Below are 23461 nucleotides of genomic sequence, written 5' to 3'. Positions count from 1 at the left end.
CCCGCGTCATGACCCTGGCTTTTGCATTTCTTGCTACTGGCCAAGACAGGATTATCCGATGACTTTCAAACTACCCTCCCGCGCCGACCATGTCGGTTCGTTCCTGCGCCCGCGCTCGGTGATCGAGGCGCGCGAGCGCCACGCGAAAGGCGAAATTACCGCCGCCGACCTGCGCGAGGTGGAAGACGCCGCGATTGCCGACCTCGTCACCTGGCAGCAGGACCTCGGCCTCAAGGCCATTACCGACGGCGAATACCGTCGCTTCTTCTTCCACACCGATTTCCTCCTCCAGCTTTCGGGCGTCGAGGAAACCGGCGGGATCACCAAGGCGTTCAAGAACGACAAGGGCGTGGACGTGGAATTCGCGCCGCCCAAGATGGTGATTACCGGCAAGGTGCGCCACGAAAAGCCGATCCAGCGGGCGGACTATGAATACCTTGCCGGCCACGTGAACGCGCCGGGCGCGGTCGCCAAGGTCGCCATTCCCAGCCCCACCATGCTGCACTTCCGTGCAGGCCGCGCAGGCATCCCCGAAGAAGCCTATCCCGACATGCAGGGCTTCTACGACGACGTGGCCAAGGCCTACTCTGAAGAAGTGGCCGACCTGGTGGACGCCGGCTGCCGCTACATCCAGTTCGACGACACCAACCTCGCCTACCTGTGTGACACCGGCCACCGCGACGATGCCAAGGCGCGCGGGATGGACCCCGATTCGATCACGCACGACTATGCGAAGCTGATCAACGCCAGCTTCGCGGGCGCGCCCGATGACCTGGTGCGCACCATGCACCTGTGCCGGGGCAACTTCCGCTCCAGCTGGGCGGCGGAAGGCGGCTACGATCCCGTTGCCGAGGTGATGTTCAACGAATGCGAGATCGACGCCTTCTTCCTCGAATACGACGATGCCCGCTCGGGCGATTTCTCGCCGCTGCGGTTCCTGCCCAAGGGCAAGACCGTGGTGCTGGGCCTCGTTTCCACCAAGCTGGGCGAGCAGGAAAGCAAGGACGACATCAAGCGCCGGATCGACGAGGCGGCGAAGTATGCCGATCTGGACCAGCTGGCCCTCAGCCCGCAGTGCGGCTTTGCCAGCACCGTGCACGGCAACGACATCACCACCCAGCAGCAGGCCGACAAGATCCGCCTGTGCGTGGAAGTGGCCGAGGAAGTCTGGGGCTGATCGACCCGATCGATCGTTCGGAAAAGACAGGAAGGGCGGCCCATGCGGGTCGCCCTTCTTGCGTAACGGGCGGCCTCTCCCAATCGGAAGAAGGCCGCCCGCCCCCTGTTCGAAAGCGTGACGCGAAGGCGAAAATGGGGCGACGCCTTGGACGCCGCCCCCAGTTCCAAAGGCCGGACACGGCAGGGGCTACGCTTCGCAGCGTGTGCCACCACCTTCCGGCCTACGGGTCGCCTCGTGAAATCTTGCCCCCGATTTCGGTCGGCAGTTTGCAAACACGCTGTTGGATGGGCAACCTATGACAAGTTATAGGGCAGTCAGATACATCACCCGGGGGCACCGCATGTCGCCACAACTGGCGGACTTTCTTACCGATCTTTTTGCGACTGCTGCCAGCGGTCAGGCGATGCCGGAATCGGGCGACAGCTATTCGCGGCTGTTCTACCGCTATCTCGATGCGGTGGGGATCGAGCACTGCAACTTCGGCGGGTTCGAACTGGCCAGCGGGCTGGGGCAAGTGAACGAATTCAGCGGTTCGCGCCTGCCCGAGCCGTTCCTTGAGGAATTCGTCGCAGAACTCTCGGCGGATGATTACGCCCTGCTCAAGGCGAAGGAGCTTGGTCCCGACAAGCCGGCCATCGCGTTCAATGTCGGCCTGCCCTGGCTCGATGAACTGCGCGCTTTCAACCCCGGATCGGAGAAGGGGCAGATCGAATGCGCGCGCCACGGGATCGAGGACGGCGTTGCCCTGATCGGGCAGTCGCCGATGGCGCCGGGCTCGGATCGCGAACGGTTCTACGGCTTCGTCTTTGCAGGCACGGACGGCAGCGGCCAGCGGGCGCGGGAGAAATTCCACGAACTGCAGGTCGCCTCCTTCGCCCTGCTCGACAAGATGCGGCCCCAGTTCGAAGCGACGATAGAAGGCTTCGGCTACAACCTGACGGCGCGCGAACGCGAGGTTCTGGGAGCGCTGGCGATGGGTCTCCAGCGCAGCCAGATCGCCCATCGGTTGAACCTCTCGGTCCCCAGCATCGATTTCCACCTGAAGGCGCTGCGAGGCAAGTTGCAGGCGCAGACCCTGGCGGAGGCGGTGGCGAAGGGATATCGCTACGGCATACTCTAGCCGCCGGTCAGCCGGTGATGCCGAAGACGGTGCGCGCGTTGTCTTCCATCAGCATCTTCTTGGTCTGCGCGTCCATGTCCATCCGGTCGTAGGCGGCAACCTCGTCGGAGCTTTGCTGGTAGGGGTAGTCCATCGCATAGAGCACGCGGTCCGGCCCCAGCACCTGCTGGCAGAACTTGATCGCCGGTTCCCAGCCCACGCCGCTGGTGGTGATCCAGATGTTGTTCCTGAAGTAGTGGCTTACAGGGTGCTTCAGCTTCGGCTGGTTGCCGCCGCGCAGGTGGCTGCGCCCGTCGGCGTTCCCCTGCATCCAGTCGAACCGATAGAGGTGCAGCGGCAGGCATTCGCCCATGTGGCCGATCACCAGCTTCAGCTTTGGGAAGCGGTCGAACGCGCCGGAGAAGATCAGCCCCATCGTGTGCAGCCAGACGTCGTGCGGAAAGCCCGCCAGCGCGCCGAAGAAGCCGCGATCCTCGTAATGCGGTGCGTTGTAGGGCGCGGTGGGGTGGATGTAGAGCGCCGCCCCGGTCGCCTCCAGCACCTCGAGGATGGGCCAGTAATCCTGCTCGTCGAGGTAGTGCCCCTGGAAATGCGAATTGAGCACCGCGCCATTGAGCTTCAACTCGCCCATCGCGCGCTCGATTTCCCGGACGCTGCCGGACACGTCACGCGGGTCGAAGGCGGCGCAGGCGCTGAAGCGGTCCGGGTGGTTGCGACAGGCCTCGGCCGCAATGTCGTTCGCCTCGCGCGCCAGCGCATTGCCATCGCCGGGCCGCACCACCTGCACGCCGGGCGCGGTGAGCAGCAGGAGCTGCCGGTCGATGCCGAACTCGTCCATGTGCGAGAGACGAAGGTCTCCCAGATCCTGCAACATGTCCTGCAGGCTCGGCATCTTCGCAAACATTCCCGCCATCTTCAGCGAATCGTCGTACGGTGCATCGCCGCTTTCGAGGTATTCGACCTGCGCCTTCACGAGCGCCGGGAAAGTCCAGGCTTCCTCCGTGGCGATGCGCTTGTACGGCGCCTCGCGGTCGATCTCGCCCGCAGGCGGAGCCAGTCCGATGCGGGTGCGGTGGGAAAAGTCCTCGCGGAAATGACCCTTCAGGCCTTTCTCGCTGCCGTCTTCCAGTTTGCCCGAAGCCATCGCCCGCTCCTGCTCAGAACATCGTGTTGTCGTTCAACGCCTCTTCGGGCACCGGCTGGATCACGTCCCAGTGTTCCACCAGGTAGCCGTCCTGAACGCGGTAGATGTCCACCACCGCGCTGCCACGATCGTCGGGCGCGCGCTTGAAGTGGTAGTGCACGGCCACCAGCGTTCCGTCCTCGCCCTCGTCGCCGTAGATCACCCGCTTCACGTCGTGGGTCATTTCGGGGTTCGCCTGCATGTGCGCGGCCAGCACCTCGATGGTCGGGTCGCGCCCGGTGGGCGAATTGGGATCGTGCTGGATGTAGTCGGGATGCACCCACGCCTCGAACCCGTCGGTCAGGCGGTTCTGGTTGTAGAACACCTCGATGAACCGCTCCGACACTTCGCGGTCGGAAAGGCTGGCGCGGTCCGAGGTGTCCATCGGATCACCCATCGCCGTCGCTTCTTCGCCCGTGTCCATGTCGGGCGGCCCCGTCCCGGCCTGCTCGCAGGCGGCGAGCGCGAGGCCCGCCGCCAGCACTGTCGCCGTGCGCCAGGTCAATTGCCGTACTCGTCTTTCACCATCATGTCGGTGAAGTGGCCGACCTTGAACGCCTCTCCCAGCACGGGGTGGGCGAAGCTCATCTCCACCGGGTGGCGGTTGGGCCAGGTGGTGCGCCATTCTTCCTCGGGCAGGATGCGATCGGGGCCGAGCGGGTTTTCCGGATAGGTCTGGGTCGCGGGCTGGAGGTGCGCGGTGGTCTTCGCCCAGCCGGTCTCGTAGTCGCCCTGCCACTGCATCAGGTAATTGAGGCGCTTGATCTTCCACACGCCGTCTTCGCGCACGTAGTCGTTCTCGTAGATGCCTGCTTCCCAGAACTGCTGCGGCGGTCCTTCGGGCTTCCAGTCCATCGCCTCGTCATGCCAGCCACCGGCCAGCATTCCGCGAAACCGGCCCTTGGCGGTCTTGCGATCCTCGGCCACGGTGATGACCGGCTGGAGCTGGAAGTGATCCAGCAGCAGGCCGTGCACCGGCCCGCGGCGGCCACGGGTGAACAGGTTCTGGAACCAGGTGCCGTAAAGCCGCATCACGCCTTCGGGGCCGACGTACTCGCCCGATAGGAACACCACCACGCCATCGTCGGCAAACAGGCCCGCGACTTCTTCCGGGCGGTTGTAATCGATATAGTAGCCATAGGCCATCTGCAGGCGCTGGATCGCGGCCTCGTCTTCCAGGCGGTGGACGCTCTTTTCCAACGCTGCCAACCGGCTTTCGGTATCACTCATTTGAACTCTCCCCATCTCATTCTTTGTATGCAACACTAACGAATGATACGATCATGAAAAGCCCGTTTAGGGCAGGGAGAGAAAAATGCGCGTCGATCCGGCGGACTACAAAGAGCAATGGCAGGGCCGCGTGGCTTTCATCACCGGTGCGGTGACGGGCATCGGCCTCGGCACGGCGCAGGCCTTTGCCGATGCGGGGATGCGCCTCGCGCTGTCCTACCGCAACGAGGACGACCGGGCGCAGACCGAAAAGTGGTTTGCCGACAAGGGTTACGAGACGCCGCTGTTCTGCAAGCTGGACGTGACCGACCGCGAAGGTTTCGCGAAAGTTGCGCAGCAGGTTGCCGACCATTTCGGTGAGGTGCACGTGCTGGTGAACAACGCGGGCGTTTCCGTGTTCGGCCCGACTGACGAGGCCAGCTACGACGATTACGACTGGATCATGGGCGTCAATTTCGGCGGCGTGGTGAACGGGTTGCAAAGCTTCATGCCGCACCTGAAAGCTGCCCGCGGTCGCCGCCACGTCGTCAACGTTGCCAGCATGGCGGCTTTCCTGCCGGGGCCGCAGGCGGGCATCTACACCGCCAGCAAGTTCGCCGTGCGCGGGCTGACGGACAGCCTGCGCTACAACCTTGCGCCCCACGGCATCGGCTGTTCGCTGTGCTGCCCCGCGCTGACGCGCACCAACGCCTGGGCAAGCGCGCACAAGCGGCCCGAGCAGTTTGCCGAAGCGGGGTTTGCGCCGCCGAAGGAAGGCGAACTGGAGCAGTTCGGCAGCGCTTTCGAGCAGTACGGCATGGACCCTTACGAAGTGGGCGCGAAGATCCTGCGCGGGATGAGCCAGCAGGACGGCCTGATCCTCACCCACCCCGAACATGGCGTGGACCTGACCGAGGAATTCGCCAAGCAGATCGCCGCCCTGCCGGTGGAAGACTGCCCGCCGGGCCGCGCTCATATCGAGAACTTGCGCCGCAAGGCGGGCAAGGACGCCGAGGCCGGGCTGAAAGTGGCGATGGACGATCTGACGTGATTTGTTTTTCGATTGCGCCTCCGCGCAATCGTCCTCGCTAGACGCGCTCCGCTTCGCTGCTCGCCCGCTGCGGGCGGCCATTCGGCCTTGCGGCCCGCTAGTCGCAGGCCGTGTCCCGTGCTTCGCTTGCCAGAGCGCGCTAGGTTCGATCGCGACCAGCGACCGACAGCGCGCGAACGCGCAGCCCGGAGGTGCCGCGCAGTCCGAAGGACAGAGCGAACAGCACCGAGGACGAAGCCGCGGAGGCGGCTTCGCAAACAAACGATCCCAACCCTGGCGCCTCCCCATTGAGGGGCACAGTAAAAATGCTATCGTTCCTACCAAGACGGGGACAATCGAGAGGAATTCGCAGCTATGTGCACGCAGGAACAAGCCAGCAATATGCCGACCATCAACCGCCGCCAGTTCGGCGCGCTGGCAGGGGCGGGGGCGGTCGCGGCCTGTGCTCCGATGGATACGAGTGCGCAGGCGAGCGGCTCCCTGGTGGAGAACACCGTTACCTTCGCAGCCCCCGGCGGCACCTTCGACGGCGTGTTCATCCATCCCGCCAGCGGTTCGCACCCTGCCGTGATCCTGTGGCCCGACATTGCCGGGCTGCGTCCTGCGAAGGTGCAGATGGGCGGGCGACTGGCTGAGGCGGGCTATGCCGTGCTCGTCGCCAATCCCTATTACCGCAGCGTTGCGGGCCAGCAGTTCGAGGATTTCGACGACTGGCGCAACAACGACGGCTGGAACAAGGTGACCCCGTGGCGCGAGAAGAACACGCCCGAAGCGGTGCAGGAAACCGCCCGCGCCGTGGTCGCCTGGCTGGACGCGCAGGACGCGGTCGACAGCTCTCGCGGCATCGGCAACCAGGGTTATTGCATGACCGGTAGCTGGACGATCTTCACCGCCGCTGCCGTTCCCAGCCGCGTGAAAGCCGCTGGCAGCTTCCACGGCGGCGGATTGGTGGGTGACGGGCCGATGGCGCCTGTGAACCTGCTCGATGACATGGCCGACGATGCCGCTGCGATCATCGCCATCGCGCGCGACGACGATGCCCAGGCCCCCGACGCCAAGGTTGCCCTGCGTGCCGCTGCGGAAGAAGCCGAGGCCGATATCGACGTGGAAGTCTACGACGGCGACCACGGCTGGACCGTCCTCGACAGCCCCGTCTACGCCCAAGCCGAGGCCGAGCGCGCGTGGAGCGAACTGCTGGAAATGTATTCCGAGACGCTGTGATCGCCGGCGATCAGGTATTGCGCGAGATCAATGTGAGCCTCGCGCTGCCTGCCTAGTCCTGATCCTCGATGGCCCCGCAAGCGGGGTGACGAGGGGATTAAGTGACTATGGCAAGACGAATTCTGGCAATGGCGATGGGCGCACTCGCGCTGGCGGGCTGCGGCGGCGGGGCGGACCCTGCGGCGGTGGTGGACACCGTGCGGCAGACCGAGCAATCGCAGTTGCAGTCCATCGCCAGCGACGACGTGGTGGGCATCGCGCGCCTCTATGCCGACGATGCGGTGCTGGTGCGACCGGACGGCACGGTGTTGCACGGCGGGGCCGAGATCGGCGCGGAATACGCAGCGCTTATCGACGACCCGAACTTTGACCTGACCATAGAGCCGACCGGCGGCTGGGCCAGCGCCAACGACGATCTCGCCGTGCTCACCAGCCAGGTGCAGTTCACCACCAGCGACCCGGAAACGGGCGAACCGGTGACGCTGCCGATGAACAGCCAGACCGTATGGACCAAGGATCCCGGCGGCAGCTGGATGATCCGCTCCGCCTACAACGTGGCGCAGGAAGTGCAGGCACCTGCCGCCGAGTGATTCGGCGCGGGCCAGTGCGGCAAACAGGCGCGTCGCGGCGACAGGCTGCGGCGCGCCTTTCCATGTCCGGCACCCGGTGACAGCGGTTCGTCGCAAGTGGCGAACACAAGACGCCCCTGGTCCTTCGCCCGCAGCGTTCCGGCGCGGGCGCGCTTGCCCTGGCGACGGCCCCGACGCAGCGTTGCGGCGGGGGCGTGACCACGTTGGGAAGGACCACGCACATGATTACCGTTACCACTCTCGCATCCGGCGCATTGCTGTTCGGACTCGCAGGCCAATCCGCGCATGACGATCCTGACCCGCTCGACCCGGCAGGCATGGAGCAGGTCGCATCCGATCCCGCTCCGGACACGGCGACGGAGGAATTCACCGACGACGAGATCGACGCCTTCGTAGCCTCCGGCCTCGCGATTCGTGCCCTGCGGCAAGACGGCGCGCAGGACCGGGATGCGGTGCAGGCCGAAGCGGAGGCGATCATCGCCGCGAACGGACTGGACCGCGCGATATACAGGGCCATCGGCACCGCCGCACAGGAAGACCCGGCGCTTGCCGCGCGGGTGCAGCGCGCCATCGGGGAAGCGCGGCAGAGCGCCGAAAGCTAGCCGCGCCTAGCCAAACCAGTACGCCGTGCCGCGCATTTCCAGCGAAATGCGCGGGGCGGCGTCTGCGGGCGCGTGCGGGTTGTCGAACGCGCCGTGCGGCATCAGTTGCGCACGCTCCGGATCGCTCTCGCTGGTCTTGAACACCAACGCCTCGCCGGGATGCATGTTCGAATAATGGAACCAGCGGTGCGCCGGGTTGTGCGCCAGCAGGTAGTTCGGGAAACCCCATTCGGGCGAACCGTCCAGCGGATCGAAGATCGCATCGCAATCGATGAGGTCCGCCGCCTCCAGCGAGGTATAGTCGCACAGGCCCAGCGGCACGTCCTGCGGCGGCGGGCTGAGCACGCGCCACACGTTGTACTGCGCGCTGCGTGCGATCGTGCGGCCTACGGGCGCAGTCTGCGCGCGCGCCTTTGCAGCCGCTTCCTTCGCCATGTCGACGTGAACGAAGCGGGCGGGGTGGGAATTGTCGTGCGCGGCATTCGCGCCCGCTTTTTCGGAGAAGCGCAGGATGCCCATGGGTGCCATCGCCACATGGTCGCACCCGACGAGGCCGGTGAGCATTTCGGCAATTTCGCCAGAGTGGACGCGCTTCACCTCGGCAAGGTCGGTGAGGTCGGCCAGCGCGGTTTCGTGTTCGACGAGCGTGAAGCCCTCGACATCGAGCGAACAGTCACGCCCGCGCGCGTCGGCGATGTCCACCTCGACGGGCGCGAGCGGGACGAAGTCCTTCTCGTGCGCGTTGGCATAGAAATAAGGGCGCTTCCCGGTGCGTTCGCAATATCCGATCCGCGCCCTTATCCCGTTCATGTCAGGCGTCCTCGAATTCCTCGGTGTCGATCGTCGGGCGGATCGCGTCGTGATAGCGGTGGCCGTGGACCGTGGAATGATTCACGATCTCGCCCGCCTTCGCGATGGCATCTGCCGGGATGTCGACGGTCGCTGCATGGAAGTTCTCTTCCATGTGCGCGATGGAGGTGGTGCCGGGGATCACGTGGCAGTTGTCGCCCTGTTCCAGCACCCAGCGGTTGGCGAGCTGAGCAGGCGTGACGCCGACCTCTTTCGCCAATGCTTCGAGCTGCTCGATCACCTTGAGGTTCTTCGGCCAGTTCTCGGCATTGAAGCGCGGCATCTTGGTACGCAGGTCCTTCTCCTCCAGCGTGGAGGGATCGCGCAGCACGCCGCCGAACGCGCCGCGGCCCGTGCTGCTGAAGGCGACAAGGGCGATGCCCAGTTCCTTGCAGGTGTCGAGCACGCCGAGTTCCACGTTACGGGTCCACAGCGAGTATTCGGGTTGCACGGCGGCCACGGGATGCACGGCGTGCGCCTCCCGGATGTGCGCGGCATTCCATTCGGAGACGCCGTAGGCCCCGATCTTTCCCGCTTCCATCGCCCGGACCATCGCGCCCACGCTGTCCGCAATCGGCACCTTGGGATCGAAGCGGTGCATGTAGAACAGGTCGATATGGTCGGTCTTCAGCCGCTTGAGGCTCGCATCGAGGTTCTCCTCGATGCTGTCCGGCGCGCAGGAGACGCCGCGCTTCGCGCCGTCCACCACGATGCCGCACTTGCTGGCCAGCAGGAATTCGCTGCGGCGGTGCATCACCGCCTCGGCCAGCAGTTCCTCGTTCTTGCCGCCGCCGTAGATGTTGGCGGTGTCGAGGTGATCGTAGCCAAGGTCCAGCGCCTGGTTGAGCAGCTTTACCTTCACATCGTGTTCGGGCGGGGTGCCATAGGCCCACGAGAGGTTCATGCAGCCGAGGCCGACTGGATGAACCTTACGCCCGGCGAGTTCGCGCTTTGCGAGGGCCATCAGGACCAGCCGTCCTGTTCTTCGAGGCTGGCGGCCAGTTCGCCGATCACGCGGTAGCAATCGAGCACGCCGTGGACCGAGCTGTTCGGCTCGCGCCCTTCGCGGATCGCGGAGATGAATTCGCGGTCCTGCAATTCGATGCCGTTGTTGCTGGGCACGTCCACGCCGGACAGGTCGATGGGCTCGTCCTTGCCGTTGAACAGGTCGTCGTAGCGGGCGAGGTAGGTGCCGGTGTCGCCGATGTAGCGGAAGAAGGTGCCGAAAGGCCCCTCGTTGTTGAACGACAGCGACAGGGTGAGGATCTGGCCCTTGTCGGTCTTCATCTGGATCGACTGGTCCATGGCGATGCCCAGCTTGGGGTGCTTGGGCCCCTGCAGGATGTTGGCCTTCACCACCTTTGCGCCGGTCATGTACTGGAAGATGTCGATGGTGTGGGCGGAGTGGTGCCACAGCAGGTGGTCGGTCCAGCTGCGCGGCTCGCCCTTGGCGTTCTTGTTCTCGCGGCGGAAGAAGTAGGTCTCCACGTCCATCGAAAGGATTTCGAGGTCGCCTGCGTCGATCTGCTGCTTCACCCACTGGTGGCTGGGATTGAAGCGGCGGGTGTGGCCTACCATGCACACGAGGCCGGTTTCTTCCTGCTTCTTTGCCACGGCCTGGGCGTCGGCCCAGCTATCGGCCAGCGGGATTTCGACTTCGACGTGCTTGCCCGCGTCCATCGCCTTGATCGCCTGGTCGGCGTGCATCTGGGTGGGCGTGCAGAGGATGACAGCGTCGATCTCGTCGTTCTCGAGCATTTCCTCGTAATTGGTGGTGGCGTGGCCGATGCCGTACTTGTCGGCCATTTCCTGCGTCTTGTCCTGCGTGCGGCCGACGAGGCTGACGACTTCGACGCCGTCGATGTTCTTCAGGCCGTCGAGGTGCTTTTCACCGAATGCGCCGCCACCGGCGAGTGCGATTTTCATGGGGGGTCTCCCTATCGAGAGTTGATGTCGAGTGGTTCACATAATCAAAGGGCGCCCGCGGCGAATGTTCCGCGGGCGCCCTTCGTCTGTCAGGCCTTGGCGAAGGTGCCGCCGCTCAGCACGCGGCGCGGCTCCAGCGGTTCGCCCGCTGTTTCCTCCGGCTGCAGGATCAGCGCACCCAGCGCCGTGTTCGAGGCCGGGATGTGGTAGAAATTGTAGAGGTCGCGTACCTTTTCCGGCAGCGCGCCGCGCATGATCAGCCACATCACCAGCTCGATGCCTTCGCTGCCCGCTTCACGCAGGTAGTCGATGTGCGGCTTCTTGGAGAGTGCCTCGGGATCGTTGATCAGCTGGTCGATGAAATCGAGATCGAACTCCTTGTTGATGAGACCGGCGCGCGGCCCCTGCAACTGGTGGCTCATGCCGCCCGTGCCCCAGACGTGCACGTTCAGGTCTTCCGGGAAGCTTTCCACCGCAGCGCGGATCGAATCGCCCAGCGCATAGCAGCGCGCGCCCGAGGGCGGCGGGTAAGTGACGACGTTCACGGGCAGCGGGATGACCTTGCACGGCCACTGCTCCGGCTCGCCGAACATCATGGTGAGCGGGATGGTGCAGCCGTGATCCACGTCCATCTCGTTCATGATGCACATGTCGAAATCGTCGAGGATCAGGCTCTGCGCGATGTGCCAGGCGAGATCGGGATGGCCTACCACGTCGGGAACCGGGCGCGGGCCCCAGCCTTCGTCGGCGGGCTTGAACTTTTCCGCGCAGCCGATGGCGAAAGTGGGGATGATGTTCTGGTCGAACGCGGAGGCGTGGTCGTTGTAGACCAGCACGACGACGTCGGGCATGTTCTCGGGCTTGGCGATCCAGTCACGGATGGCCTGGTAGCCCTTGAACACCGGGCCCCAGTAATCGTCCTGCGACTTGCCGGTTTCAACCGCCGCACCCAGCGCGGGGATGTGGCTGGAGGTGATTCCTGTGGTTACGCGGGCCATTAGTATTTCCCCTTGATCGAACGTTGGCCTTCGGGCGAGCGGCCGCCTTCCAGCATCATCTTGGCATAGTCTTCCTGGCTCATCCCGGTCATCGATCCGGCGGCGAACTGGAAGCTCTTCTTATCGGTGCTGAACAGCTTGGCGAGGTAGTAGATGTTGCCGCCGTGATCGATCATCGCGTTGTAATCGCGGTCCATCACGGCCTTCTTGGCCTCTTCCGAGATGTCCCACTCGTCGAGATAGGCTTTCTCGTCGGCGAGGAAGCGTTCGCGGTTCTCGGCCTTCATCAGGCTCATGGCGAACTGGTTGAGGTGGTATCCCTTGCGCGCACGCTGCGCGGTGAACACGCGGGTGCCGGGAATGTCCTCCATCTCGGCAAGGTATTCGTGGATGTTGATCCGCTCTTTCTTCTTTTCGGTCATGTCAGGCTTCCTCAGCGTCTTTCCATTCGTATTCCAGCGGCGCCTCGCGGAATGCGAAGCGGTCGATGTGTTCCTCGATCACGCCGCGCATGCGCACGTTTTCCTCGTGGTCGGCCGTGGTCAGCGTGATGCCGATCCCGTCCTTGTGCGCGGTCATCACGGCATTGGTGTGTTCGGAGAAGGGGAACACGCCCATGCCATCGCCCTCGTCGTAGGTGGTGGCCATCTTGTGGCCCCAGTGCTTGACGAGCTGCTGGATGTAGCGCTCCGGCTTCTCGCACTTCACCATTCCGGTTGCCGTTGCGCTCAATGCCCGCGCTCCGCCAGCACCTTGTTCAGGCGGCCATAGACGCGGCGGGCATTGCCCTCGAAGATCATGTGCTTCTCTTCCGCGGAGATATCCAGCGCGTCGATATACCGCTTGGTATCGTCGAAATAATGGCCCGTCTGCGGATCGATGCCGCGCACCGCGCCCACCATTTCGCTGCCGAACAGGATGTTCTTGTTGTTGATCACGTCGGCCAGCAGGTTGATGCCCGGCTGGTGGTAGACGCAGGTGTCGAAGAACACGTTGTTCATCAGGTGCTGCTCGATATCCGGCTGCTTCAGCATGTCGGCGAGGCCACGATAGCGGCCCCAGTGATAGGGCACCGCGCCGCCGCCGTGGGGAATGATCAGCTTCAGGTCCGGGAAGCGGCTGAACAGGTCGCCCTGCAGCAGCTGCATGAAGGCGACGGTATCGGCGGCGAGATAATAGCCGCCCGTCGCGTGCATCGAGGGGTTGCAGCTGCCCGACACGTGGATCATCGCGGGCACGTCCAGCTCGCACATGGCCTCGTAGATCGGGAACCAGTACTCGTCCGTCAGCGGCGGGTGCTGGAAATAGCCGCCGCCGGGATCGGGGTTCAGGTTGCAGACCACGAAGTTCAGTTCCTCAACGCAGCGGCGCAGTTCGCGCACGCTCTCGCTCATGTCGGACTTCGGGCTCTGCGGCAGCATGCAGCCGCCGATGAAGGTATCGGGGAAGAGCTGGGTGACGCGGTAGATCAGGTCGTTGCAGCGCTTCGCCCACTCACTCGCCACGGCCTGGTCGCCCACGTGCGGGGCCATGGCCGATGCGCGCGGGGAGAAGATGGTGAAGTCCGCCCCGCGCTCCTTGATCAAGCGAAGCTGGTTTTCCTCGATCGTCTGGCGAATCTCGTCGTCCGAGATTTCCGGGTAGGGCGGCGGCTGGGTGCCGTCCTTGTACGCCGCCTTCTGCTCCTCGCGCCAGGCATCGTGGCCCTTGGGCAGGACAGTGTAGTGGCCGTGACAATCGATGATCAGGCTCATCGTCAGTTTTCTCCCTTGAAGTCCGGAGTCGCCCGGATCGCATCCAGTTTAGCAGAAAGTGTCTCGGGTGGCTCCGTCATGTCGAGCCCGCCGAGTTGCGCGTGCCAGGCAACGGTCTGGTCGCTCATCGCGGCAGAGGTGCCCATGGCGCGCAGCATTTCGGCCGCCTCGTACATCTCGGCAGCGCGCCTGCCGCCGTGCTTCAGCATCCGGTCGAGGTTGTAGTCGGCGCGCTCTGCCCAGCTCTGTTCCTTCATGCTGGCATCGAGCGAGGAGAGCACTTCGTCCAGCACGCCCGCCTGCGAGGAGGCGAGCACCATCTCGGCGGTCAGCGCCTCGACGCCTTTCACCATGATGGAGCGGCACAGCTTGATCGCGCTGGCGCGGCCCACGGTGCTGCCCACGGCGCGAACGTCGGTGAAACCGAGCGCCGTCAGCTTCTCCACCGCGTCGTCCGCCTTGTTGCCAGCCACCAGCAGGGGCACGGAAAGGCCGACGTCGACAGGTGCCATGATGGCCACGTCGACATAGCGCACGTTCACCGCCTCGATCGCCTCGGCAGCCATCGCCTTGGTTTGCGGGGCGACCGAATTCATGTCCAGCCACATGGCTTCCTGCGGCAGGTAGGGCGCGTATTCGCGGGCCGCGTCCAGCGCCTGGTCTGCCGTAACGAGCGAGAGGATAACGTCGGCGGTGGCCAGCACCTCCCCGCAGTCCTCGCCCAGCGTCAGGCCCGACTTCGTCATGGCCACGCGGCGTTCGGGCAGGATGTCCCAGCCTTTCGCGCCTTCCCATTTCGCAGCGCGAGCAAATGTTTCTCCGGCCTCGCCGAAGCCGATCAGTGCCACTTTAGGCATTTTGGTTTCCGAATCTTGCGCAGACATCGCTCTCGACGCGGCCTCCTATCAATTGTAAGTGTTGCATACAAGTTTGCAGCGATCCCGAAGGTGCCGCTTGACGAGTGGCTGGGTAGGGGTTCACGCGATTAACACAACAGTTCGAGAGGAGATTTGTTCACATGGGTGTGGTTGTGCAAAATATCGAACGGGCCGATCCCGAAGTCGTGAAGGCGCTGGGCGCCTGCGGCGTGGCCACCGTTCATGAAGCGCAGGGGCGCACCGGATTGCTGGCAAGCTACATGCGCCCGATCTATCCCGGCGCGCGAATCGGCGCGTCCGCCGTCACGATTTCCGTGCCTCCGGGCGACAACTACATGGTTCACGCCGCGATCGAGCAGTGCCGCGAGGGCGACGTGCTGGTTATCGCGCCGACGTCCCCGTGCGAGGACGGCTATTTCGGTGACCTGCTGGCGACCTCCGCACAGGCGCGCGGGGTGAAGGGCCTGATCATCGATGCTGGCATCCGCGACGTGCGCGACCTGAAGGAAATGGATTTCCCCGTGTGGTCCAAGCGCGTGTTCGCGCAGGGCACGATCAAGGCATCGCTCGGCAGCGTGAACGTGGACGTGGTGTGCGCGGGCGCATTTATCCGTCCCGGGGACATCATCGTTGCCGACGATGACGGCGTGTGCGTCACCCGCCGCGAGGACGCCGAAGAAGTGCTGAAGAAAGCGCAGGCGCGCGAGGCCAACGAGGAAGAGAAACGCAAGCGGCTGGAAAGCGGCGAGCTGGGCCTCGACATGTACGGCTTCCGCGACAAGCTGAAGGACATGGGCCTGAAGTGGGTTTGAGATAATGGGCTTTCCGAAGCCATGGTTTTCGGACGCTTACTACCGGTTCATGGTCGCCTCGACCAACATGATCGCGATTGCGATGATGTTGGTCGGTACGCTTTGGGGGTTCTTCGGAGTGGGTGGCGCACTCGTGAAAGATCAGCCGATTACGCTTGAAGCTGTCGCCGGCTTCGGGTTCGCGGCCATCGCCTTCTTCGCGCGGATTGGAATGCTGAAATGGTATCAGTTTTGCTATTATGTTGCCCGAGGGAAAAAGCCTGATGAATAGTGCACCGGTCATGTGGATGCGTGGTGGCACGTCGAAAGGCGGCTACTTCCTCGCATCGGACCTTCCGAGCGATGCCGAGGAGCGCGACGCGTTCCTGCTGGGCGTGATGGGCAGCCCCGATCCGCGCCAGATCGACGGCATGGGCGGGGCCGACCCGCTCACTAGCAAGGTGGCCGTGGTGAGGCGGTCGGAACGCGAGGGCGTGGACGTCGACTACCTGTTCCTGCAGGTGTTCGTGGACCAGGCCATCGTAACCGACGCGCAGAACTGCGGGAACATCCTTGCAGGCGTCGGCCCCTTCGCCATCGAGCGCGGCCTTGTCGCGGCGCGCGGCGCGGTGACGGATGTGACCATCTACATGGAGAACACCGGCCAGATCGCGGTTGCTTCCGTACAGACGCCGGGAGCGATGCCGACCTACGAGGGCGAAGCGAAAATCGACGGTGTGCCGGGCAGCCATGCGCCCATTCCCATCGAGTTTCGCGACACGGCAGGCTCGAGCTGCGGCGCGCTGCTGCCCACCGGCAATCCGGTGGACGAGATCGAGGGCGTGCCCTGTACCCTGATCGACAACGGGATGCCTTGCATCGTCTTCAAGGCGGAGGACGTTGGCGCAACCGGCTACGAAACGCGCGAGGAACTGGAGAGCGATGCCTTCCAGCCCATTCGCGAGAAGATCGAGAAAATCCGGCTCGCCGCCGGGCCGCTGATGAACCTTGGCGACGTGGCTGAGAAGTCGGTGCCGAAGATGACGCTGGTCGCGCCGCCCAAGAACGGCGGGGCCGTAACCACCCGCGTCTTCATCCCGCACCGCGCCCATGCCAGCATCGGCGTGCTGGGGGCCGTCACCGCCGCTACCGCCTGCCTCGTGGAAGGCTCGCCCGCGGCGCAAGTGGCCGACATTCCCGAGGGCGCGGAAAAGACCATGAGCATTGAACACCCCAGCGGCGAGACGACCTGCGTCATGAAAGTAAACGACGCAGGCGAAGTCACCAGCGCGGCCCTGCTGCGCACCGCGCGCAAACTGATGGATGGAACCGTCTATGTCTGATCGTATCACCTCCTGGCACCCCAGCCCCTCGAAACCCGCATACACCCCGCCGCCCGGAGCGGTGGACGCGCACTGCCACGTATTCGGCCCGATGGCGCAGTTCCCCTTCAGCCCCAAGGCGAAGTACCTGCCCGAGGATGCAGGGCCCGACATGCTGTTCGCCCTGCGCGACCACCTGGGGTTCGAGAAGAACGTGATCGTTCAGGCCAGTTGCCACGGCACGGATAACGCCGCCACGCTGGATGCCATCGCGAAATCGAACGGAAAGGCGCGCGGCGTGGCGGTGGTCGATCCTGCCATCGGCGACGATGAGCTGGTCAAGCTGCACGAGGGCGGCATTCGCGGCATTCGCTTCAATTTCCTGAAGCGGCTGGTCGACAATGCGCCCAAGGACAAGTTTCTCGAAGTCGCGTCCCGCCTGCCCAAGGGCTGGCACGTGGTGATCTATTTCGAGGCCGACATCCTCGAGGAAATGAAGCCCTTCATGGCGGCGATACCCGTGCCCATCGTGATCGACCACATGGGCCGCCCGGACGTGACGCAGGGACCGGACGGTCCGGACATGCGCGCCTTCCGCGCCCTGCTCGATTCGCGCGACGACATCTGGTTCAAGCCCACCTGCCCTGACCGGCTCGATGCCATCAAGGAAGGCGGCAAGGGCGACCCGTGGGACAACTTCGCCGCCGCCGTTGCCCCGCTGGTGGCGGACTATCCCGATCGCTGCATTTGGGGCACCGACTGGCCGCATCCCAACATGCAGGACGAGGTGCCGGACGATGGCCATATCGTCGACATGATCCCGCGCATCGCGCCGACGGAAGAATTGCAGCGCAAGCTATTGGTCGAAAACCCGAACCGGTTATACTGGTCCGACTAGAAAAGGCCGGCGCACCAAAGATCCGGCCATGATGGAGAGACCAATGGCTGGAGAAGAGCGCCGCCTCGACCGGGCGCTGTGCGACTGGTTCGCCGACGTAAAAATCCTCGACACCACGATCGGCAGCCTGCTGCGCGATCAGGCGGCCGCCAATCCTGACCGGGACGCGCTGCTGGAAGGCCTGCCGGATGGCACCGTGGGCCGCCGCTGGACCTACGGCGAATTGCTGCACGATGCGGAGCGGCTGGCCAAGGGCCTCGCCGCGCGCTTCCAGCCCGGAGAGCGCGTGGCGATCTGGGCGCCCAACGTGCCCGAATGGGTGCTGGTGGAATATGCCGCCGCGCTGGCGGGCCTGACGGTGGTGACGGTGAACCCGTCCTACCAGAAGCGCGAACTGTCCTACGTATTGCAGCAAAGCACGTCCGCGGCGCTGTTCCTGATCGGCGAGTTTCGCGGCAACCCGATGGCAAAGATCGCGGCAGAAGTGGCTGACGACCTGCCCGCGCTGCGCGAGATCATCGACATGCACGACGAGGCCGCGCTCTACACCGATCCTTCCGGTACGCTGCCGCAGGTCGACACCAACGATCCGGCGCAGATCCAGTACACCAGCGGCACCACCGGCTTCCCCAAGGGCGTGGTCCTCTCTCACCGCAACCTCACCAACAATGCCCGCCTGTTCGTGGAAGTGGGCGACCTGCCCCGCGGCCTCGGCGCGCTGGGGCTGACGCCGCTGTTCCACACCATGGGCTGTTCGATGGGCGTGCTGGGCGCGCTGCAATCGGGCGGGGCCTACTGCCCGCTGCTCGCCTTCGATCCGGGCGCCGCGCTGGACCTGGTGGAGGCGGAGAAGCTGAGCTGGACCATCTGCGTGCCGACCATGGCCGTCGCCATGGTGGCGGCGCAGAAGCAGAAGGCGCGCGACCTTTCCTCGCTCCAGCGCATCGGCATGGGCGGGGCGATGGTCGCCCCTGAACTGGCGCGCAACGTGCGCGACGTGCTGGGGGCCGATACGCTGGTCGCCTATGGCCAGACGGAGAGCAGCCCGCTGATCACCACGGGCAGGCCGGGCGACGATTTCGACAAGATCATCACCACCATCGGCCAGCCCGCGCTGGGCTGCGAAGTGGGCATTTTCAATCCCGACACGAACGAGGTGGTGGGCTGCGGCGAAGTGGGCGAAATCCGCTGCCGCTCCGCCTCCACCATGCTTGGCTACAACGACGATCCCGAGGCGACGGCGGAAACCATCGACGCGCAAGGGTGGCTGCATACAGGCGACCTCGGGACGATGGACGACCAGGGCTACGTGAAGATCACGGGCCGGGTGAAGGAAATGATCATTCGCGGCGGCGAGAACCTGTTCCCCGCAGAGATCGAGAACGTGCTGCTTGAGCATCCCGACGTTGCCGAGTGCGCCGTGGTCGGCGTGCCGGACGACGTGCTGGGAGAGGCAGTCGCCGCCTTCGTGCGCACGGACGATGGCAAGGCGATGGATACAGAGGCCCTGCGCGCCCATTGCCGCAGCCAGATCAGCCCGCAGAAATGCCCCGCGCACTGGATACAGGTGAGCGAATGGCCGCTGACCGGCTCTGGCAAGATTCGCAAGTTCAAGCTGCGCGACGAATGGGTGGCGCAACAGGCTGGCTAATCGCCCTTGCGCTTCCTGCCCTTCCTCCTGCGCCCCATCACGTACCACCCGCAACCGGCGAAGCCGCCAAGGCAAGCCAGCGCAAGGGCGCCGACCCAGGCGATGGCGAGGCCAACGGCCCCGGTGAACGCCAGCAAGAACTGGACAAGGAATTCGAGCACGCTTTGCATGGGCTATTGAAACCGTCGGGACATACCCGCTGTTCCCTCGCGACCGCCTTCGCGGCTAGGACCGGGCCATGACAATCCTCTGCATCGGCCGCGCCACTTTCGATCTTGGCTATGCCTGTCCCTCATATCCGCAGGAGGATGGCAAGCTATCCGCCACGCATTTCTGGGCGGGCGCGGGCGGTTCTGCCCTCAACGGCGCGATCACGGCGCGGGCGCTGGGGAGCGAGGTTCGCCTGTTCACCCTGCTGGGCGCCGGCAGCTTCGCCGAGGCGGTGCGCGGCGAACTGGCGCGCTACGGCGTACCGTTCGAGGATTTCGCCGATCCTGCGGGCGAAGTGCTGCCCGTCTCCAGCATCATCGTGGTGCCGGACGGCGGGACGCGTACGATCATCGACCAGCAACCGCCGCAAGCGGTGGCGCGCGCCGTGCCCGATGCGGCCTGCCTCGACGGGGTGGACGTGGTCTACTGCGACGGCTTCCTGCCCGAGATCGCGGTGCCGCTGGCCAGGGCAGCGCGGGAACGCGGCATCCCGGTGGTGCTGGACGGGGGATCGTGGAAGCCGTGGACCGGCGACCTGATCGCACAGGTCGATCATGCCGTGGTGTCGGAGAGGTTTCACCCGCCGGGGCAGGGCGGGGCGAATATCCTCGATGCCGTGCAGGCGCTCGGCCCCTCGGTGGCGGCAATCACGCGCGGGCCTGGCTTGATTTCGTGGAGCGACGGCGCAGAGCGCCCGGATATCGTGCCGCCGCAGGTCGACGCGGTCGATACGCTAGGGGCCGGGGACATATTCCACGGCGCCTACTGCCACTTCCTTGCAGCGGGCGAGAACGTCGCGGACGCTCTCACCCATGCTGCCGAAGTGGCGGCCCAAAGCTGCCGCCACTTCGGCACACGCGCCTGGATAGAGGCGCGCCGGGCGGCTTAGCCTTCCATCACCATGCGCACGAAGTCGACCGTCTGCCGGGTGGCGGCGGCGAACTCGGTCGCGGTGGCCTGGAAGCTGCCGTATTGCGCGAACTCGTGCGGCTTCATGCCTTCGAACTCGTAGGCCTGGCGGAAGGCGGGAAGCTTCATCAGCTTCTCGATGCTGGCCTTGTTCGGCTCACGCTCGATCGCCTTGGGATCGAACGGGGCCAGCTCGTCTTCCACGTCCATCAGCTGTTTGATGTAGCTGGGCGGGCAGGTGTAGACCATGTCGCTGCCGGCAAAGTCGGAGATGTGACGCGAGACGGTGTTGCCATCTGCGTCCTTCTCCACCCGCATCGAGCATTGCAGCATCTTTGACGGGTGGTCGATCTCCTTGCCGTGCCAGTAGGCGCGCTTCAGCACGGCTTCCTCGCCGTCGCGGATCTCGTCCAGCGACAGATCGATGCCGCGGTGCTCCGCCTGCTTCTTCCAGTCGCCCTTTTCGCCCAGGCGGCTGGACATGTGGGTGATGACGCTGCGCCACTTGGACAGGTCCACGCCCGCGGCCTTGGCGCGCAGCAGACCGGCGGTGACGGCGGCACGGCAGCGCGCGTACTGCGCAACAGCGAAGCTGGTGGTGTTGTTGGTGGAAATGCCGCGCGCGGTCAGCTCCTCCAGCACCTCGTAGCCTTCCTTGGAGCCGGGCAGCTTCACCATCACGTTGTCGCCCTGCTCCGCGATGGAGAGGCCCTGTGCCAGCATGGCCTCGCCATCGGTGACGAAGCGCGGATCGACCTGGCCGGACAGCATGCCGTATTTGTAGCCCGACGCCTCGAACGCGGGGCGAATGGCATCGGCGCCCAGCTTCACAAGGTGCAGGTACATCTTCCAGTACACGCCCTCGACATCGAGGCCGGGGTTCTGGGCAGCGATATCCTTCACCAGCTTCGTCCAGCCCTCAGGGTCGAGCTGCACGGCCTGCAGGGAAAGGGGCGGGTTGGTGGTGACGCCGCGGAAGCCCATCTCGGCGGGGGCATCGGGGTTGTAGAAGCGCGTGAGCTGCGCTTTCCAGTCGTCACGCTTGCCATCGGGCGCGGCGGCGACGGTCTCTTCCTTCCAGCTGGGATAGACCAGCGGCGAACTGTCCCACCAGATTTCGGCATCAGGGTTGGTATCGGCGAGCTTTTCAAGAACGTGCTTGGTCATCGGGATTCTCCAGCGTTTGCTTGCCACGGCCCTTCGCACTGCAAGACGGGCATAGTCAATTACCCGATGCCGATATGGCCACGAATTGCGACATTTTGCCGTATGGCCAAGGGCGCGCGGCTCGTGCGATTATGCTATATACGCCTCAAAGGGAGTCCGCGACATGGTCAACATCCTGCGCAACATCGCATTCGCCACAGCCCTCGCCGCTGCGGGACTGGCAGCGCCCGCCGCCGCCGACGGGATCATGGACGAGCCCCTGCCACGCTTCGAGGATCGGCTGTGTCCCGGCATCATCGGGCTGGACCGCGAATATGCCGAACTGATGGTGACACGGCTGCGCGAGAACGCGGACGCCCTCGGCCTGCGGCTGGCGAGCGAGGAGGCTTGCGAAGCCAACGTGGTCATCGCCTTCGTCGAGGACAGCCGCGAATACCTTGCCGAAATGATGGATCAGCGCGGATACCTGTTCAACGACATGACGCCCTTCCAGCGGCGGCAACTGCTGGAAAGCGCGGACGCCTCCGGCGTGTGGCACCAGGTCGCGGCGCGCACGCGCGACGGGATCAGGGTCGGCCGGCGAGAGAACCTGGCGCAGGTGCCGACGGCGGGCATGTGGCAGGCGCATTCGCGCATCTACCGCCCGGTGCGCCACGATATCACCTACGCCCTCGTCCTGCTGGACCGGGACGAGGCGCGTGGCCTGACGCTGCGACAGCTGGCCGACTACGCCACGCTTCGCGCGCTGGCGACCGAATTCCCTGCCGATGCGGGCGAGGCAGAGGCAAGCATGCTGACCCTGTTCGAGCACGCCGAAAAGCCGGCGGAACTTACCGCGTTCGACCGGGCATGGCTGGAGCGGCTCTACGCGGGACTGCCGAACATTCCGGCATCGACCCGGATGCAGGGGGTGGAAGTGGCGGAGGGCGACTAGGCCCTCGCTACTTTCTGCGCTCAGGCGTTCTTCGCGGTAAAGCGGCCATGCTTGCGATAGCGGACCATCCAGCGATCGAGGAAGAGCGAGAGCGGCTTGGGCGAAATGCCCAGTTTCGCCAGCCCCGGCGTGCCCTTGCTCGCCACGCTGCCTTCCTGAAGCATCGCCAGCTGGTCCGAATTGATCGGCGTCAGCGGGACGGAGGCAAAGACCTTCGCCAGCGGTGAAGGCATGGGGAAGAAGGTACGGTCGCGGCCCTGCCCGTCGGCGATCATCTGGTGGATCTGCATCATGGTGAGCTTGTCGGGACCGGCGGCCTCGTAAGTCTTGCCCCCGTGGGTGCCGGGCTCCTCCAGCGCGGTGGCGACGGCTGCCGCCACGTCGTCCACCCACACCACCTGGAATTCGCTCTCCGCGCCGAACACCGGAATCACCGGCATCATCTGCACGAGGTCGGCAAACATCGGGATAAGACCCGATTCCTCGCCGAACACGACGGAAGGACGGATCACGGTCGCCTTGGGGAAGGCTTCGAGCACCTGCCGTTCGCCATCGCCCTTGGTGCGATAGTACCCCGTTTCGGCTTCCGGATCGGCACCGATGGCGGAAATATAGACGAAGCTGGTGGCGCCCGTTTCGCTGGCCGCGCGCGCGGCATGGCCCGCGCCGTCTGCCTGCAATGCCTGCTGGTTCCCGTCGAACGCGCCGATCAGGTAGACGACTGCGTCCGAGCCTTTAACGCAGGCCTCGATGCTGCGCTTGTCCAGCGCGTTGCAGCGGGCGAACTGCAACTGGCCGAGGTTGGCCAGCGGCTTCAGCTTGAAGGCCTTTTCCGGTTCGCGGGCAGCGATGCGCAAGCGCGCCCCGCGCTCCAGCAGGTCCTGCGCCACGTGGCTGCCGATAAATCCGTTGCCGCCGATCAGGGTAACCAGCTTGCCGTCGAGCGGGGAAGTGCGTGCCATGGTGCGATGAAAGTCCTTGCGCGTGGGGTTAAGTCAAAACCTTCCGCGCCCTTAGC

At 64.9% G+C, this 23461-nt stretch carries 27 protein-coding genes; 13 read left to right on the top strand and 14 right to left on the bottom strand.

Annotated features, from left to right (window positions below; translation table 11 throughout):
* Window positions 1–58 precede the first annotated feature (58 nt).
* A complete protein-coding gene (locus ABFX23_RS09205) occupies window positions 59–1177 on the top strand; it encodes a 5-methyltetrahydropteroyltriglutamate--homocysteine S-methyltransferase (protein WP_346032801.1) in 1119 nt (372 codons plus the stop codon).
* A 343-nt stretch (window positions 1178–1520) separates the two neighbouring features.
* Window positions 1521–2300, top strand: a complete 780-nt coding sequence (locus ABFX23_RS09200) for a response regulator transcription factor (RefSeq protein WP_346032800.1) — start codon at window positions 1521–1523, stop codon at window positions 2298–2300.
* Window positions 2301–2307: 7 nt separating this feature from the next.
* Here the strand turns inward: ABFX23_RS09200 and ABFX23_RS09195 are convergent, their stop codons facing one another.
* From ABFX23_RS09195 to ABFX23_RS09185, 3 genes are read right to left on the bottom strand one after another with little or no spacing between them, the layout of a single operon-like run.
* Entirely contained in the window at window positions 2308–3444 is a 1137-nt protein-coding gene (locus tag ABFX23_RS09195; RefSeq protein ID WP_346032799.1) for an amidohydrolase family protein, read from the bottom strand.
* Between the two features lie 13 nt (window positions 3445–3457).
* Window positions 3458–3988 carry a nuclear transport factor 2 family protein gene (locus ABFX23_RS09190; protein WP_346032798.1) on the bottom strand — a complete coding sequence of 177 codons (531 nt, stop codon included), beginning with the start codon at window positions 3986–3988 and terminating at the stop codon, window positions 3458–3460.
* The gene (locus tag ABFX23_RS09185) at window positions 3985–4713 is read right to left on the bottom strand and encodes a nuclear transport factor 2 family protein (RefSeq protein WP_346032797.1); all 729 of its coding nucleotides are present in this window, start codon (window positions 4711–4713) and stop codon (window positions 3985–3987) included. Before ABFX23_RS09185 ends, ABFX23_RS09190 begins: the two co-directional genes overlap by 4 nt.
* An 85-nt stretch (window positions 4714–4798) precedes the next feature.
* Here ABFX23_RS09185 and ABFX23_RS09180 point away from each other — a divergent pair, with 85 nt between their 5' ends.
* The 4 genes from ABFX23_RS09180 (at window position 4799) to ABFX23_RS09165 (ending at window position 8156) form a co-directional block, all read left to right on the top strand.
* Entirely contained in the window at window positions 4799–5743 is a 945-nt protein-coding gene (locus tag ABFX23_RS09180; RefSeq protein WP_346032796.1) for an SDR family NAD(P)-dependent oxidoreductase, read from the top strand.
* 381 nt (window positions 5744–6124) lie between these two features.
* Window positions 6125–6964 carry a dienelactone hydrolase family protein gene (locus tag ABFX23_RS09175; RefSeq protein WP_346032795.1) on the top strand — a complete coding sequence of 280 codons (840 nt, stop codon included), beginning with the start codon at window positions 6125–6127 and terminating at the stop codon, window positions 6962–6964.
* A gap of 107 nt (window positions 6965–7071) precedes the next feature.
* On the top strand, window positions 7072–7554 hold the full coding sequence (locus ABFX23_RS09170) for a YybH family protein (RefSeq protein ID WP_346032794.1): 483 nt from the start codon (window positions 7072–7074) through the stop codon (window positions 7552–7554).
* Between the two features lie 221 nt (window positions 7555–7775).
* Complete coding sequence (locus ABFX23_RS09165) at window positions 7776–8156, top strand: DUF4168 domain-containing protein (protein ID WP_346032793.1); 381 nt, start codon at window positions 7776–7778, stop codon at window positions 8154–8156.
* Window positions 8157–8162: 6 nt separating this feature from the next.
* Here ABFX23_RS09165 and ABFX23_RS09160 read toward each other — a convergent pair whose 3' ends face one another.
* The 8 genes from ABFX23_RS09160 to ABFX23_RS09125 form a co-directional block, all read right to left on the bottom strand.
* Window positions 8163–8966 carry a CmcJ/NvfI family oxidoreductase gene (locus ABFX23_RS09160; RefSeq protein ID WP_346032792.1) on the bottom strand — a complete coding sequence of 268 codons (804 nt, stop codon included), beginning with the start codon at window positions 8964–8966 and terminating at the stop codon, window positions 8163–8165.
* Between the two features lies 1 nt (window position 8967).
* Window positions 8968–9969 (bottom strand): aldo/keto reductase, encoded by a 1002-nt coding sequence (locus ABFX23_RS09155; RefSeq protein ID WP_346032791.1) that lies wholly within the window; start codon window positions 9967–9969, stop codon window positions 8968–8970.
* Window positions 9969–10931, bottom strand: a complete 963-nt coding sequence (locus tag ABFX23_RS09150) for a Gfo/Idh/MocA family oxidoreductase (RefSeq protein WP_346032790.1) — start codon at window positions 10929–10931, stop codon at window positions 9969–9971. Before ABFX23_RS09150 ends, ABFX23_RS09155 begins: the two co-directional genes overlap by 1 nt.
* Before the next feature lie 89 nt (window positions 10932–11020).
* Window positions 11021–11929 (bottom strand): class III extradiol dioxygenase subunit beta, encoded by a 909-nt coding sequence (locus ABFX23_RS09145; protein ID WP_346032789.1) that lies wholly within the window; start codon window positions 11927–11929, stop codon window positions 11021–11023.
* Window positions 11929–12351, bottom strand: coding sequence for a protocatechuate 4,5-dioxygenase subunit alpha (ligA, locus tag ABFX23_RS09140; RefSeq protein ID WP_346032788.1), 423 nt, complete (start codon window positions 12349–12351; stop codon window positions 11929–11931). Before ligA ends, ABFX23_RS09145 begins: the two co-directional genes overlap by 1 nt.
* Window position 12352: 1 nt before the next feature.
* Entirely contained in the window at window positions 12353–12661 is a 309-nt protein-coding gene (locus tag ABFX23_RS09135; RefSeq protein ID WP_305957932.1) for a DUF2218 domain-containing protein, read from the bottom strand.
* Window positions 12658–13683 (bottom strand): amidohydrolase family protein, encoded by a 1026-nt coding sequence (locus tag ABFX23_RS09130; RefSeq protein WP_346032787.1) that lies wholly within the window; start codon window positions 13681–13683, stop codon window positions 12658–12660. The genes ABFX23_RS09135 and ABFX23_RS09130 overlap by 4 nt, the downstream gene beginning before the upstream one ends.
* 2 nt (window positions 13684–13685) lie before the next feature.
* Window positions 13686–14540 carry an NAD(P)-dependent oxidoreductase gene (locus tag ABFX23_RS09125; protein WP_346032786.1) on the bottom strand — a complete coding sequence of 285 codons (855 nt, stop codon included), beginning with the start codon at window positions 14538–14540 and terminating at the stop codon, window positions 13686–13688.
* 161 nt (window positions 14541–14701) lie between these two features.
* On the opposite strand from ABFX23_RS09125, the gene ABFX23_RS09120 reads away from it, so the two are divergent.
* The 5 genes from ABFX23_RS09120 to ABFX23_RS09100 are packed head-to-tail and all read left to right on the top strand — an operon-like array spanning window position 14702 to window position 19223.
* Window positions 14702–15373, top strand: coding sequence for a 4-carboxy-4-hydroxy-2-oxoadipate aldolase/oxaloacetate decarboxylase (locus ABFX23_RS09120; RefSeq protein WP_346032785.1), 672 nt, complete (start codon window positions 14702–14704; stop codon window positions 15371–15373).
* A 49-nt stretch (window positions 15374–15422) separates the two neighbouring features.
* The gene (locus ABFX23_RS09115) at window positions 15423–15644 is read left to right on the top strand and encodes a hypothetical protein (RefSeq protein ID WP_346032784.1); all 222 of its coding nucleotides are present in this window, start codon (window positions 15423–15425) and stop codon (window positions 15642–15644) included.
* Window positions 15637–16695, top strand: coding sequence for a 4-oxalomesaconate tautomerase (locus ABFX23_RS09110; RefSeq protein WP_346032783.1), 1059 nt, complete (start codon window positions 15637–15639; stop codon window positions 16693–16695). The genes ABFX23_RS09115 and ABFX23_RS09110 overlap by 8 nt, the downstream gene beginning before the upstream one ends.
* Window positions 16688–17572, top strand: a complete 885-nt coding sequence (locus tag ABFX23_RS09105) for an amidohydrolase family protein (RefSeq protein ID WP_346032782.1) — start codon at window positions 16688–16690, stop codon at window positions 17570–17572. The genes ABFX23_RS09110 and ABFX23_RS09105 overlap by 8 nt, the downstream gene beginning before the upstream one ends.
* 43 nt (window positions 17573–17615) lie before the next feature.
* Entirely contained in the window at window positions 17616–19223 is a 1608-nt protein-coding gene (locus ABFX23_RS09100) for an AMP-binding protein (RefSeq protein ID WP_346032781.1), read from the top strand.
* On the opposite strand, the gene ABFX23_RS09095 is transcribed toward ABFX23_RS09100, so the two are convergent.
* Window positions 19220–19393: a hypothetical protein gene (locus ABFX23_RS09095; RefSeq protein WP_346032780.1), complete on the bottom strand. Its 174-nt coding sequence runs from the start codon at window positions 19391–19393 to the stop codon at window positions 19220–19222. The two genes, ABFX23_RS09100 and ABFX23_RS09095, sit on opposite strands and share 4 nt — an antisense overlap.
* A 68-nt stretch (window positions 19394–19461) precedes the next feature.
* On the opposite strand from ABFX23_RS09095, the gene ABFX23_RS09090 reads away from it, so the two are divergent.
* Complete coding sequence (locus ABFX23_RS09090) at window positions 19462–20322, top strand: PfkB family carbohydrate kinase (RefSeq protein WP_346032779.1); 861 nt, start codon at window positions 19462–19464, stop codon at window positions 20320–20322.
* On the opposite strand, the gene ABFX23_RS09085 is transcribed toward ABFX23_RS09090, so the two are convergent.
* Window positions 20319–21509: a transaldolase family protein gene (locus tag ABFX23_RS09085; protein ID WP_346032778.1), complete on the bottom strand. Its 1191-nt coding sequence runs from the start codon at window positions 21507–21509 to the stop codon at window positions 20319–20321. The two genes, ABFX23_RS09090 and ABFX23_RS09085, sit on opposite strands and share 4 nt — an antisense overlap.
* 163 nt (window positions 21510–21672) lie before the next feature.
* Between ABFX23_RS09085 and ABFX23_RS09080 the strand changes: the two genes are divergently transcribed.
* Complete coding sequence (locus tag ABFX23_RS09080) at window positions 21673–22443, top strand: hypothetical protein (protein ID WP_346032777.1); 771 nt, start codon at window positions 21673–21675, stop codon at window positions 22441–22443.
* A 20-nt stretch (window positions 22444–22463) separates the two neighbouring features.
* Here the strand turns inward: ABFX23_RS09080 and ABFX23_RS09075 are convergent, their stop codons facing one another.
* Window positions 22464–23405, bottom strand: a complete 942-nt coding sequence (locus ABFX23_RS09075) for a complex I NDUFA9 subunit family protein (RefSeq protein WP_346032776.1) — start codon at window positions 23403–23405, stop codon at window positions 22464–22466.
* Between the last annotated feature and the right edge of the window lie 56 nt (window positions 23406–23461).

Source organism: Erythrobacter westpacificensis (assembly GCF_039542285.1).
Taxonomy (GTDB): domain Bacteria; phylum Pseudomonadota; class Alphaproteobacteria; order Sphingomonadales; family Sphingomonadaceae; genus Alteraurantiacibacter; species Alteraurantiacibacter westpacificensis.
This window is presented reverse-complemented; position numbering and strand designations above follow the sequence as displayed.